The 12,665-nt window shown below is 57.5% G+C and carries 10 protein-coding genes; 7 read left to right on the top strand and 3 right to left on the bottom strand.

What is annotated here, in order from left to right; genetic code table 11:
- Positions 1–134: 134 nt before the first annotated feature.
- The 7 genes from PEH01S_RS26185 (at position 135) to PEH01S_RS26155 (ending at position 9,934) form a co-directional block, all read left to right on the top strand.
- Positions 135–1,082: an ABC transporter permease gene (locus tag PEH01S_RS26185; protein WP_127488994.1), complete on the top strand. Its 948-nt coding sequence runs from the start codon at positions 135–137 to the stop codon at positions 1,080–1,082.
- 14 nt (positions 1,083–1,096) lie between these two features.
- Positions 1,097–1,975 (top strand): carbohydrate ABC transporter permease, encoded by an 879-nt coding sequence (locus PEH01S_RS26180; protein ID WP_127488992.1) that lies wholly within the window; start codon positions 1,097–1,099, stop codon positions 1,973–1,975.
- A gap of 32 nt (positions 1,976–2,007) precedes the next feature.
- Entirely contained in the window at positions 2,008–3,546 is a 1,539-nt protein-coding gene (locus tag PEH01S_RS26175; RefSeq protein WP_127488990.1) for an extracellular solute-binding protein, read from the top strand.
- Between the two features lie 104 nt (positions 3,547–3,650).
- Positions 3,651–5,687, top strand: a complete 2,037-nt coding sequence (locus PEH01S_RS26170; RefSeq protein ID WP_127488988.1) for a heparinase II/III domain-containing protein — start codon at positions 3,651–3,653, stop codon at positions 5,685–5,687.
- A 42-nt stretch (positions 5,688–5,729) separates the two neighbouring features.
- On the top strand, positions 5,730–6,917 hold the full coding sequence (locus PEH01S_RS26165; protein ID WP_025844867.1) for a glycoside hydrolase family 88 protein: 1,188 nt from the start codon (positions 5,730–5,732) through the stop codon (positions 6,915–6,917).
- A 20-nt stretch (positions 6,918–6,937) separates the two neighbouring features.
- A complete protein-coding gene (locus PEH01S_RS26160; protein WP_127488986.1) occupies positions 6,938–8,620 on the top strand; it encodes an alpha-L-fucosidase in 1,683 nt (560 codons plus the stop codon).
- A 57-nt stretch (positions 8,621–8,677) separates the two neighbouring features.
- Complete coding sequence (locus PEH01S_RS26155; protein WP_127488984.1) at positions 8,678–9,934, top strand: Gfo/Idh/MocA family protein; 1,257 nt, start codon at positions 8,678–8,680, stop codon at positions 9,932–9,934.
- A 68-nt stretch (positions 9,935–10,002) separates the two neighbouring features.
- Here PEH01S_RS26155 and PEH01S_RS26150 read toward each other — a convergent pair whose 3' ends face one another.
- The 3 genes from PEH01S_RS26150 to PEH01S_RS26140 all read right to left on the bottom strand — a co-directional run bounded on the left by PEH01S_RS26150 (position 10,003) and on the right by PEH01S_RS26140 (position 12,466).
- Positions 10,003–11,199, bottom strand: coding sequence for a virulence factor (locus tag PEH01S_RS26150; RefSeq protein ID WP_127488982.1), 1,197 nt, complete (start codon positions 11,197–11,199; stop codon positions 10,003–10,005).
- Positions 11,200–11,260: 61 nt separating this feature from the next.
- On the bottom strand, positions 11,261–11,782 hold the full coding sequence (locus PEH01S_RS26145; RefSeq protein WP_025844860.1) for a DinB family protein: 522 nt from the start codon (positions 11,780–11,782) through the stop codon (positions 11,261–11,263).
- A gap of 93 nt (positions 11,783–11,875) precedes the next feature.
- Positions 11,876–12,466 carry a guanylate kinase gene (locus PEH01S_RS26140; protein ID WP_025844859.1) on the bottom strand — a complete coding sequence of 197 codons (591 nt, stop codon included), beginning with the start codon at positions 12,464–12,466 and terminating at the stop codon, positions 11,876–11,878.
- Positions 12,467–12,665 lie beyond the last annotated feature (199 nt).

The following is a 12,665-nucleotide window of genomic DNA, read 5'->3' as shown; positions in this document are numbered from 1 at the left end:
CACTATTTTGCAGCTGACTGCACTTTTTTTTCGGGCGAAAAAGTCCACCTGCCGTAAAAGTTTACTGTTGCTACGGCTTTCGGAGAGCGGCTATAGTCGAGCTACAACATCAGACATGTGAAGGAGGTTCGGATATGGAGCATGCGGTGCCGGACAAGCGGCTGTCCGTCAGGAAAGCGTCTTTATTCAGAAAGCAGGCGTTTCGAAAGCACCTCTGGTTTTATATGCTGGCGGCCCCGGGCATGGCGTACTTTATCATTTTTCATTATGTGCCGATGTGGGGCGTGCTGCTGGCGTTTCAGGATTACAGCCCGTACCGGGGCGTGCTGGGCAGCGAGTGGGTAGGCTTCGAGCATTTCCGGCAATTTTTCTCGGAGCCGACGTTCTTTCAATTATTAAAAAACACGCTGCTGCTCAGCTTCTACAACCTGATTTTTTTCTTCCCCTTTACGATCGTATTGTCTCTTCTGCTTAACGAGGTTCGCTTCAGCTTGTACAAGCGGCTCGTTCAAACGGTCGTGTATCTTCCGCACTTTGTATCCTGGGTCATCATCGTGGGCATTACGTTCATCTTTTTCGGGCCGTCGGGCGTGATCAACCATTATTTGGGGCAATGGCTTGATCAGAACGTTCCGTTCCTGATGAGCAGCGAATGGTTCCGTCCCTTGGTCGTCCTGCAGCAAATCTGGAAGGATGCCGGGTGGGGCACGATCATTTTTATGGCAGCGCTTGCAGGAATTAACCCCGAGCAGTACGAAGCGGCGACGGTCGACGGCGCGAACCGCTGGCACCGGATCTGGCATATTACGCTTCCCGGGATTCGAAGCACGATCATTGTGCTGTTGATTCTACGGCTCGGCTCGATCCTGGACTCGAACTTTATGCAGGTGTTCCTCATGTGGAACAATTTCAACGACGAGGTATCGAACGTATTCGATCTGTATGTGTACAAGGTGGGGCTGCAGCGGTTCGAATTCAGCTTCAGCATCGCCGTCGGCCTGTTCAATTCGGTTGTCGGACTCATTCTGATGCTGACGGCGAACTTCATATCCAAGCTGTTTAAAGAAGAAGGCCTATTCTAGGAGGGAGGGGAACCATGGGAATGAGGCTGCGGCGTATTTCCGTCTTTGATGCCGTCAATATGTTGTTTCTGCTTGTGCTGTGCTTGGCTGTCGTCATCCCGTTCTGGTACATGCTGACCGTCTCGCTCAGTCCGGTCAGCGAATCGCTTGGCGGCCGGTTTTATTTGATCCCGGAGCAGCTGAATTTCGAGGCGTACCGGTACTTGTTCTCGACCGACCGTTTCGTGCGGAGCATCGGCAATACGGTCTACATTACGGTGGTCGGGACGGCCGTTAACCTGCTCGTATCGATTACGCTGGCCTACGCGCTGTCCAAAAAAACGCTGCCCGGCCGCAAGCTGCTGCTGCTGCTGATGCTTTTTACGATGGTGTTCAGCGGCGGACTCATTCCGAAATATTTGCTGATCAAATCGCTTGGCCTGCTGGACAGCTATTGGGCCTTGATTTTGCCGGGCGCGACGAATGCTTTTACCGTGCTGGTCATGAAGACGTTTTTTCAAAGCCTGCCGGAGAGTTTGGACGAAGCCGCCCGCATTGACGGGGCGGGAGAACCGCGCATTCTGCTCTCCGTGGTCATCCCGCTTTCGATGCCGATCATCGCAACCTTTTCGCTGTTCTTTATGGTCGCGCACTGGAACGAATTTTTCGGGGCGATCATTTATTTGAGCGACAACGCCAAATGGCCGATTCAAGTGCTGCTGCGCCTGATGGTCGTTGCGGGTGAAGCCAACATCGCTTCCGAGAACAATCTGGATTTTGAGCTGGCCAGCAAGGTCGGCGACAATGTGAAGATGGCGGCCATTATCGTAGCGATGATTCCGATCGTCGTTGTCTATCCTTTCCTGCAAAAGCATTTTGCCAAAGGCGCCATGCTCGGTTCGATCAAAGAGTAATTTTACCAAGACGATGAGAGGGGTTTTCTACGATGAAAACGAAACAATGGCTCGCAGGGACATGCGTCACCATTCTGACTCTGGGCAGCCTCGTGGGCTGTGCGACTGGCGCCGGAACGAAAGAAGCCGGCAAGCCTGCAGCGGGTTCGAACGAACCGACGACGATCAAGGCGCTCGCGGTGCTGTCCGCCGGGGAGCCGCCCGTGCTTGAGAACAGCCAGGCGCTCAAGGAGATCGAAAAGAAAGCCAACGTTAAGCTGAATCTCGAATTCGTGCCGGGCGACGTGTATCCGGATAAAGTGAACATTGCCATCGCCTCGGGAAGCCAGTACGACCTCATTTTGCTGACGGACGGCAAGGACGAGAAATACACGAAGCTCGTCAAGCAGGGAGCGTTCCACAACTTGACGGCGCTGGTGAAGGATATGCCGAATCTGCAAAAGATCCCTCAGTATACGTGGGACAACACGACGGTAAAAAATGAGATTTTCGGCATTCCGAGACCGCGCAGCACGCACGGCGGGGGCAATGCGAACTTTTTCCTCCGCAAGGATTGGCTGGACAAATACAATTTGCCGGTGCCCAAAACCGTTGACGAGCTGACGAACGTGCTCAAGGTGTTCAAGGAGAAAGACCCGGCCGGGGGCGGCAAAACGGTCCCGATGATCGCAGGTCCGTTCACGACGCCTTGGTTCGGTTCGGCGAATCCGGTCGCTTTTGCCTTCGGCCTTCCGTACTCGTACAAAATCGAAGGCGACAAGCCGGTGGCTTATTTCCAAACGCCGGAATACAAGGCTTATCTCGATTGGCTTCGCATGGCATACACCTCCGGGCTGATCGATAAGGACGCCCCGGTGCTCAAGACCGGGCAGGTGAAGGACAAGTTCAAGTCCGGCGTCGCCGGCGCGATGGTCGACAACGTCAGCATGATGAACGAGAACAACCTGGCGGTGATGCGAAAGACCGATCCGAAAGCGGAGCTGGTTGGGGTGCCGTATCTGGAGGGACCGGGCGGCAAGAAGGGCGTGCAGATGATCGAAGGCTATTACGGCATCTGGGTCGTTCCGACGAGCGTCGCAAAGGATAAAGTGAAGAAAATCGTCGAGTTTCTCAATTGGACCGCTTCCGATGAAGGTACGGAGATGGCGAAGGCGGGCATACCGGGCGTGCACTACACCAAGTACGACAAAGAGTCGGGCGCCGTGGAACGCACCGAGGAACAGAAGAAGCTTTACGATAAGGAAAAACCATTGCTGCTTGTGCTGCAAAACGCATACGACAAATACATTTATGCGGATTCCCAGGTTCCGGAGATCAAGAAGGCGCAAAAAGAAGTACTGGACGGCTTCGATCAGGTCGGCGTGCCGAACCCGTTCATCGCCTTCGTCTCCGAAACGGCCAGTAAAAATCCGGATCATCAGAAAAAGCTCTCGGCCGCCGCGGTCAACTATGTGATGGGGACCGGCAATTGGGAAGCCGTGCAGGCGGAAGTCGAGGCTTGGAGCAAAGGCTTGGGCGCGCAGATCATGAAAGAGTACATGGACCAGTACAACGAAAGCAAGAAGAAATAAGCAAGCCCGCCGTCTGCTGCGGTATGGGCGTCAGGCAAGCCGGGGACGGATGCTCGCCGATCTCCGGTTTGCCGCTTTAAAAGCGCGTTCGAGGAGGGAAACCGATGGATGGAATAGGGACGCCGGCATGGACGCAGCGCCTTCGAACCCGGATGCGGGATTGCGATTGGGTGAAGCGGGGCGTGGAGCAGTGGAAGGCGCGGTTAAGCGCTCAAGTGAACCGGCCTCTGGACATTCCGCTGCTGGGCGGGGGCTGGAGCCATCGTTATATCTGCCCCGACGACGGCGCTGCGCTTGTGCGCGTGGACCGGCATCATCACGAATGCCCCTGCTGCCACAGCATCTGGAGCGGGTCCCCGTGGGATGAAGCGGCGGTGGCCGAGGAGCATAACCGCTTCGCGCAGGACGCCCGGCTGGCCGCAGTGGTGTATGCGGCGTCTGGCGAAGCCGCCTACGCGCAGTGGGCCAAAAGCGTGCTGATGTTTTACGCCCGGCATTACGACCGTTTCCCGCTCCACGATATTTTCGGCAAGGTTGGCGGGGAGGCCGGCAGGTACGGGGCTAAAGTCCAAAACCAGACGCTATCCGAAGCCAGCTGGATTTATCCGTTAGCCCAAGCGTGCACGATCCTGCGCCATGCTTCTATGCTGAGCGCAGGGGAGCTAGACGAAGTGGAGGAACATTTGTTCCGTCCGGTAATCCGGGTCATCAACCGGAATCCGCGGGACCGCTCCAACTGGCAGACGTATCACAATGCGGCGCTGGCGGCGATTGCCGAAGCTTTAGTTGATCCCGGTTTATTAAAGCGGGCACTGGATGACGAAGCGAACGGATTCCATTTCCAGATGGAGAGCGGCGTCGGCGAAGACGGGTTCTGGTTCGAAGGCGCATGGAGCTACCACTTCTACACGCTTGAAGCGCAGGCGGCGATCGCTTGGGCCGCCATGGGGTTCGGCGAGAAGCTGTACGAGCATCCGAAGCTGCAGGCGATGTTTGATATTCCTCTGAAGGCGATGCTGCCGGACGGTACGTTTCCTGCCCTTCACGATTCCAAGGTCGTCGAAATTCGTTCTTACGCGCATTTATACGAATGGGCATATTCGTTTTACGGCATCGGAGAAGCGATTGTTCGCAGCAGCGACCGCGGTTCCTTGTACGGCGTGTTGCTCGGTGCGCCGCTGGAGTCGTTGCCGGAGGAGGTAAGGCATCCGGTGAAAGGGTGCGCGGGGGTGTCAGGCGCAGCAAGCGAGGCTGCTGCGATTACGGTATTGAGCAAGCCCGGGATGGTCAGCGTGAGGTGCGGCGAAGGCGAAGAGGCACAGGCGCTTCTCGTCGATTACGGGGAGCATGGCGATTGGCACGGTCATTATGACAAGCTGAATCTGCTGTATTACGCGAGGGGCCGCAGTTGGCTGGCCGACGCAGGGATGGTTCCGTACGGACACGAGCTGCACAAGGCTTGGTACGTGCACACCATAGCGCACAACACGGTGACGGTTAACGGCCGCTCCCAGCAGGAGGCGTGCGGCCGGCTGCGCAAGGCCGTAAGCGAGAACGGCATCATCCGGGTCGAAGCCGAAGCGGAGGACGCTTACGATGGTGTCCGGCTGGACCGGCGGCTGACGCTGGCCGGGGGGCTCCTGGTGGACGTATACCGGGTGACGGCGAGTAAGCCTTCGACCGTGGACTGGGTGATGCATACGCAGGGGAATCCGGTCGAAGCGCCGCCCGTTCGGTATACTGCTGTTACGGCGGAGGCGCTGTCGGATGCGGACGGGTACCCGCATTTGCGGCAGGTGAGGCGGCTGGATGGGCTGCCGGACGATTGGAGGCTCGAATGGAGCTGGAACGGGGAAGGCGGGGAAGACGAGCGGCTGCAGGTTTACGGCTTGGCCGAGCCGCAGGGCTCCTGCGTCTATTTGGCCGAATCGCCGTTCATGCCCCCGGTTCAAGTCCGCAGCGCCTGCATTCGCAGGGTGATGTCGTGCACCCGGGCGGCGTTTGTTACCGTCTTCCGGGCTTGCCGGAAAGGGGATGCCCCGCTCTCGCTCAGGCTGATCGGCGATCCGTCGGACAGCGAGGGCCTATTGCTCGAAGTAAGGGATGGAGAGCAGGACGGGGCAATGCTCTGGACCGTATGAGCCGGTTTAAGTTGGAAACGCAAGAAGAATGAGGAGGCCGTCATGAAACAAGTTGTCGACGAAGGGCTTAAAGCCCGGCATCGCTACGCGGAACCGCCCGCCGCGCGGCGGGATGATTGGGAGCGAGCGGTACAATACGTGCTGTCGCAAATCGACCGCAATCTGGGGACGTTCGCGCTGCATTTTCCGTCGCCCGCAAGCGAAGGGAATGTGTATAAGCCAATCGGTAATACCGAGTGGACGTCCTCCTTTTGGACGGGGATGCTGTGGCTGGCCTACGAGATGACCGGTCACGACCGTTACCGCCGGGCCGCGGAAGCGCAGCTCGACAGCTACCGGGAGCGGGTCGAACGAAAAATCGCAACGGAGACGCACGACCTCGGCTTTTTGTACTCGCTGTCCTGCGTGGCGGCCTACAAACTGACCGGCAATGAACAGGCCAAGGAAACGGCGCTTCAAGCCGCCGATTTGCTGATCGGGCGTTATTTTGAGAAAGCGGGCATTATTCAGGCATGGGGCAACTTAAACCAACCGAACCAACGCGGGCGGATGATTATCGATTGCCTTATGAATTTGCCCTTGCTGTACTGGGCAACGGAGACGACGGGCCATCCGGAATACCGCCGGATTGCCATCAATCACGCCACACAAGCGGCGGCACATATCATCCGCGAGGATGCTTCAAGCTATCATACGTTCTACATGGACGTGGATACGGGTCAGCCGAAATACGGCAAGACGTCGCAGGGCTTCTCCGACGATTCGTGCTGGTCGCGCGGGCAGGCATGGGCCATTTACGGTTTTCCGCTCAGCTACGGCTATACGCGGGACGACTCGTATCTCGCTATCGCGCAAAAGACGGCCAACTACTATTTGAACCGTCTTCCCGACGATTTGGTGTGTTACTGGGACCTGATCTTTACGGACGGGCCGGAGGAGCGGGACAGCTCGGCGGCGGCGATCGCCGCTTGCGGCTTGCTCGAACTGGCGAAGCATCTGCCATTGTCTAACGGCTGCAAGCGGCCATACGAGAATGCCGCTCTGAGGATGCTGGACTCGCTGGCACAGCGGTATACGACGGCGGGAGTTCCGCATTCGAACGGCATTCTGCTTCATGCGGTTTATGGCAAGCCTTTGGGCAACGGGATCGACGAATGCTGCATCTGGGGCGACTATTACTATTTTGAAGGACTCGTCCGGGTGCTGAAAGATTGGAATCTATATTGGTAGAAGCGAGAGGTAGGTGCGCGATGACGGTGACAAGCGGTGAGGACAAAATCAAATGGTGGAAGGACGCCAAATTCGGCATGTTTATCCACTGGGGTTTGTATGCGGCTCTGGGTCGGGGCGAGTGGGTCATGTACGAATTGAACATTCCGGTTCGCGATTACGAGCGGCTCGCGGAGACGTTTCATCCCGTTCGCTTCGACGCCAAGTCATGGGTAGGGCTGGCCAAAGCGGCAGGCATGAAATATATCGTCATCACAGCGAAGCATCATGACGGGTTCGCCATGTTCCGTTCGCAGGCGGAGCCGTTCAACATTGCGGACGCTACGCCGTTCGGGCGCGACCCGATGCGGGAGCTGGCCGAGGAATGCCGCGAGCAGGGCATTGTGCTGTGCTTCTATTATTCCCACGTCATTGACTGGCATCATCCTCACGCCGTACACAACAAATATAACAATGTGTGGGATTATGATACGGACTCGAAGCATTTTCCGACGTATTGGAACGGGCTGGTCAAGCCTCAAATCCGGGAGCTGCTCACCCAATACGGGCCTGTCGGGCTGCTCTGGTTCGATACGGCGGGCGGACTGTCGAAGGAGGATAGCGAGGAGCTCGTGGGGCTTGTTCGAGGCCTCCAGCCGGACTGCCTGATCAACAGCCGGGTCAGCCATTATCCGGACATGGGTGACTACCAGTCGAAGGGCGACAATGAAATTCCGATGTACGGCGAAGACTCCCGCGCTTGGGAGACACCGATGACGTTGAACCAATCGTGGGGCTTCAGCACGAAGGATCAGGTCTGGAAACAGCCGGAGGCGATCATCCGGAAGCTGGTTCATATTGTGAGCAAGGGCGGCAACCTCCTGCTCAATGTCGGTCCGGACGCCGAAGGACATATCCCGGATTTGTCCGCCGAAAGGCTGCGCGAGGTAGGCGCTTGGCTGAACGTTCATGGGGAGGCGGTGTACGGCGCGGCGGCCAGTCCTTTTCCGTACGAGATGGAATGGGGCGCCGTTACCGTAAAGCCCGGCCGCGTCTACCTGCATCTGACAAGCGACGCCTGGCCGCAGGGGGAACTGCTCTTGTACGGGCTCCAAAACAAAATCAAACAAGCTTACGTGCTAAGCGATCCAGGCCGAACGCCGCTTGAGACAACCCAACGCTATGATGCCGGGATGGATCATCACACGCTGACGGTCGGACTGCCGGACAAGCCGGCAAATGACTGCATGACCGTAATCGCCATAGACATCGAAGGCGAGCTTTCCGTCGATACGCGTTTGAGCCAGCAGCCGTCCGGCCATGTGAAGCTCGAATGGGCAAACGGCCGTATTGATGCGGACGCGAAAACGATAGAGTGGAGCTTGCAAATCGTCGCTCCGGGCACCTTTGATCTTGAGCTTGTTTGTTTTCAGAAGGAAGGCGCTTCATGGGACGAGGCGTTTCGTGAAGGCATCGAAGCGGCTTCCAGGAGCCGTCGGTTCACGGCGCAGCCGAAGCCGGATCGGGTGATCAAAAATTCCACGGCCTGCCAACACCCGTACACTGAGGTTCATTCGCATCTGGGAACGATCGTTTTCGACCGGCCGGGCACGTGCACGCTTTCGCTTCGTTCTGCGTTGATCCGTCCCAAGTCCGGCTTCACGGAGATATGGCAGGCCGATCCGGTGAAGCTGCGGGCCGTGAAGCTGGTCAAGCGGCAGTAGCTTGTCCGCGATGAAAAAGGTGTTTTTATTGCAGGAAATGCAATTGGAGGCATAGAGATGAAACCACTTACTGCGATATTGATCGGCGCAGGCGCGAGAGGGGCGCACAGCTACGCGCCCTACGCGCTGGATTATCCGCATGAGCTGAAGTTTGTGGCGGTGGCCGAATCGAATCCGCTGCGAAGAGAAAAGTTTGCGCAAGCGCACGGACTTCCCCCTGAGCGATGTTATGCTTCATGGGAACAACTGCTGGAGGTGCCGCGGCTGGCGGATATTGCGATCATCTGCACGCAGGACCGGATGCATTACGAACCGACGGTGCAGGCTTTGGCGGCCAAGTACCACGTGCTTTTGGAAAAGCCGATGTCGCCGAGTCCCAGGGAATGCGTCGAAATGGAGCAGGCGGCACGGGAGAACGACCGGCTGCTGACGATCTGCCATGTGCTGAGGTATACGCCGTTCTGGTCGGCGATGAAGCGGCTGATCCGCGAAGGCCGTATTGGCGAAGTAGCTTCCGTCCAATTGAACGAAAATGTCGGCTACTGGCATATGGCCCATAGCTTCGTGCGGGGCAATTGGCGCAATCGCGAGGCGTCCAGCCCGATGATTTTGGCCAAGTCGTGTCACGACATGGATATTTTGTCCTGGCTCGTCGACAAGCCTTGCGTGCGCGTAAGCTCGTACGGCTCGCTGATGCATTTTCATGCCGCTCATGCTCCCGAAGGGGCAACCGATTATTGCATCGACGGCTGTCCGGCAGAGCCGACTTGCCCTTACTCGGCGCCGAGATTTTATTTGGGCGAAGGCAAAAGCTGGGCCAGGCATTTCGCGGAGGAGCTGACGCGGGAAAATATTGTGCGCGGGCTAAAGGAGACGAACTACGGCCGGTGCGTGTACAAATGCGACAACGATGTCGTCGATCATCAGGTGGTCAATATGGAATTCGAGGGCGGAGCCACCGCGATCTTCAGTATGAGCGGCTTCACGCGGCATCAGGAGCGGATCGTGCAGATCATGGGGACGAGAGGAGAGCTCCGCGGAAGCGAAGGCCGGATCACGCTGCTGGATTTCTTGACGCATGAGGAAACGGTGATCGCCATTCCGGAACAAACGAGCGGTCACGGAGGCGGCGACAGCGGAATTATGCGCAGCTTCCTCCACGAAGTGCGCCATTACGGCGGGGGAGAAAGCCTGACGTCGGCCTCTGCATCCGTCAGAAGCCATCTCATGGCGTTCGCGGCGGAGGAGTCGAGGCTCCGTCATGGCCAATCGATTGAGCTTGACGCCTACTACAAGCAATGGATTCGATCGTAAGTATTATTCAAGTAGATGGCAAAAGGCCAAGCCTCTGGCGGTTATCCATTGGCTTGGCCTTTTGTCGTTCATGCATTCTCGTTGCGCCTAGCCATCTGCTGCCAGACCGATCCGACGGCCGCTTGGCCGCCTTCGATACGCTCCAGCGCCATGCGCACCTGCATCCGGACTTCAAACTCAGGGTCGTCCTGGGCTGCCCGCAGGGCTTCTAGCGCTCCTTCGTCGCCGACCTCATAGAGGAAGCGGGCGGCCCGCCAGCGTACGAGCTTGTTGGAATCCTGCAAAGCTCCGATCATCGCATCCTGCGCTGCCGGATCGCCGATATCCGACAAGGTATCCCCTGCGGTCCGTCGGACGGAGGAGGAAGAATCGCGCAAAGCGCGGTACAGGTAGGGAAGAACATGCGGCTCTTTCAAATCTCCCAAATAGACGGTGGCCAAGCGGCGAACCGTCGAACGTTCGTCTTCCAGACCTTTGAGCAGCAGCGGCAGCGTCTCCTCGGAAGGCTTGATCTGCTCCAAAGCGGCATATCGCTGCTTCCAATCGGGGTCCTGCAGCTTTCGCTCGGTTTCTTCATAGCTCAGCGACGTACGGCCGGAAGCCGCCAGCTCCTTGACGTCGCCTTGAGCCGGGCCCTGCTCGGCTTGGGCGATCAGCCGTTCGAGCTGTTCGTCGCTGTAGGCGGCGTCCAGCTCTTGAACCACCTCGTCCAAGACGTCCTGAAGCTCGCCGTAGCGCGTATCCCAATCGTCCAAGGAACGCTCTTTGATCAGGTTCGGCGCGGCTGCCGCCCCGCGGATGGCGGCGTCGCTAAACCGTTGGGGCAGGGCGGCCCGCCGTTCTTCCACGCCATTCGTTACCCGAACCTGCAGCGGAATGCCGCGAAAATGCTGCAGAAGCACCTTGACTTCGCCGAATGTCGCGTTGGTAGCTTCCGTCGGACCGTCCGGGGTAGCGGGCTTTTGCGAGGCGGCTTCCGTCTGATTTTGCGCTGCGCCGGACGGAGCGACGCCCAGGATGTCCCGGACTTCGGCGAGAATGTGCTGCCAGTCGCCCTTGGCTGTCCGATCCAGAGCGATAAAATCCGCCGCGCGGTACAAGCTTTTGACACCATCAATAGAGAGCAGCTGCCGAAGCTGAGGATCTGCGAGTTCGCTGGCTTGCTCACGGTTGAACGTTTCGCGAACGTCTTTGGGCAAGGAAGCATCCAAATTGATTTTCATGGTATTCGGGCTGGGTGTCGGTTCGATCGAGAGAATAGGCATTGGTCGTACCTCCTGTCTGCCTGGTTGTTTGGATTGATGGTGTTTTACCGTACGGTTTGATTTATGGCTGCGCCGCGAGATACCGTTCTTGGATGACTCGAACGTGATGAAGCTCGTGCCCTGCGATAATATAGGCCAGCCCCCGCACGGATGTGTTGCAGCCGGCGGCCGTCCCTTGCCGCAGCCAGGCTTCCGGACGCAAGCCCGCCAGCAAGGACAGCGTCGCCTGCCGGACGGCGGTGAATTCTTCCAACAGAAAAGAAAGCGGCAGGTCGTCAAAATTTGCGCTCGCAACGTATTGATGCTCGTCCATGGACGGGAACGGGGTTTGATCGCCGCGTGCGATGCACAGTAAACGGTAGCTCATTACCCGCTCCGTATCCGCAACGTGGCCGACGACTTCTTTCAGGCTCCATTTGCCTTCGGCATAACGAAACAAAGCTTGTTCCTCGGTTAACGAGTCAAGCAGCCCGATCGTCGTTTTCAGTTGGGTCCGCAGTAGTTCCCGAATATCCCCGTCGGGAACCTTGGCAATATATTCTTGATAGTGTGCTCCATATTCTGTCGTTTCCGGTCTGCTCATCGTTTGGCTTCTCTCCTCCGGTTTGAATAAAAAGGACCGACGCTCTCGAAAGAGCAGGCCGGTCTCTTGTCAGTACAAGCTTGGGTGTAACGCTTAATCGAGATCAAGCAAATTGCGGTGCAGGTAGTTCTCGTCCAACGCTTTGGTCAGATCAAAGACGGTGTGAGCCAGATCCAAATTTTCGAACGTGTGCTCACAGGAGTCTTTATAGGCCATTTCTTCCTCGTAGTGCGACATATAGCGGTCGATCAGCTCGGGAGAATCCCCGCGCTCCACCTCGCGGCGCTTGACCGTTTCCCGATCGGCGTAGATGAAGATGCGCACGGCTCGATCGCCGTATAAGGACTTCAGGGTTTCCGCGCCTTGACGGTTTAAGATCAAGTAGACGGCCCCGTGCTTTTGGACCATGTCGGCTACGTCGGCTTCTTTGACCCCGTACCGGTTCCCGTCCAATTCGATCACTTCGATGAACTCTTGGTTTGCTTCGGCTTCCTCAAATTGCTTCCGAGTGACGAAATGGTAGTCCTGCCCGTCTACCTCTGAAGAGCGGGGAGGGCGGGTCGTGTACGAAATTACCTGTTTGATGCCGAGCGTGCTGCCGGACATCTGAGCTACGGTCCGGCGACCGGCTCCATTCGGACCCGTGAAAACAAAAATGAGTTCCTTGTCTTTCAGTTCGTACATAGAAACCCTCCTTTATTTGGGAAGTGCAGTTCCTTGCCGAGTGTCTACCCTTTATTTTACATGGTTTCTCAGACGAGGTAAAGATGCTTGTGAAAGCGTTTCAGCGCTTCCGCTGTCTGCCGCCGCCGTCCCGGCGTCCTCGCGCTGCGCCCGTATCAGCGCCATTGCGCCGCCCTCGCGCCGCGCCCGCCGCCGCGTC

It is taken from the genome of Paenibacillus ehimensis NBRC 15659 (assembly GCF_004000785.1).
GTDB classification, from domain to species: domain Bacteria; phylum Bacillota; class Bacilli; order Paenibacillales; family NBRC-103111; genus Paenibacillus_G; species Paenibacillus_G ehimensis.
The sequence above is the reverse complement of the archived record's forward strand: the minus strand, read 5'-3'. Positions and strand labels throughout refer to the sequence as shown.

Bases quoted from the DNA above. Each gene is read 5' to 3' on its own strand.
- PEH01S_RS26180 (WP_127488992.1), top strand. From the start codon at position 1,097: ATGGGAATGAGGCTGCGGCGTATTTCCGTCTTTGATGCCGTCAATATG.
- PEH01S_RS26145 (WP_025844860.1), bottom strand. From the start codon at position 11,782: ATGAGCAGACCGGAAACGACAGAATATGGAGCACACTATCAAGAATAT.
- PEH01S_RS26165 (WP_025844867.1), top strand. From the start codon at position 5,730: ATGAAACAAGTTGTCGACGAAGGGCTTAAAGCCCGGCATCGCTACGCG.
- PEH01S_RS26185 (WP_127488994.1), top strand. From the start codon at position 135: ATGGAGCATGCGGTGCCGGACAAGCGGCTGTCCGTCAGGAAAGCGTCT.
- PEH01S_RS26160 (WP_127488986.1), top strand. From the start codon at position 6,938: ATGACGGTGACAAGCGGTGAGGACAAAATCAAATGGTGGAAGGACGCC.
- PEH01S_RS26170 (WP_127488988.1), top strand. From the start codon at position 3,651: ATGGATGGAATAGGGACGCCGGCATGGACGCAGCGCCTTCGAACCCGG.
- PEH01S_RS26140 (WP_025844859.1), bottom strand. From the start codon at position 12,466: ATGTACGAACTGAAAGACAAGGAACTCATTTTTGTTTTCACGGGTCCG.
- PEH01S_RS26175 (WP_127488990.1), top strand. From the start codon at position 2,008: ATGAAAACGAAACAATGGCTCGCAGGGACATGCGTCACCATTCTGACT.
- PEH01S_RS26150 (WP_127488982.1), bottom strand. From the start codon at position 11,199: ATGCCTATTCTCTCGATCGAACCGACACCCAGCCCGAATACCATGAAA.
- PEH01S_RS26155 (WP_127488984.1), top strand. From the start codon at position 8,678: ATGAAACCACTTACTGCGATATTGATCGGCGCAGGCGCGAGAGGGGCG.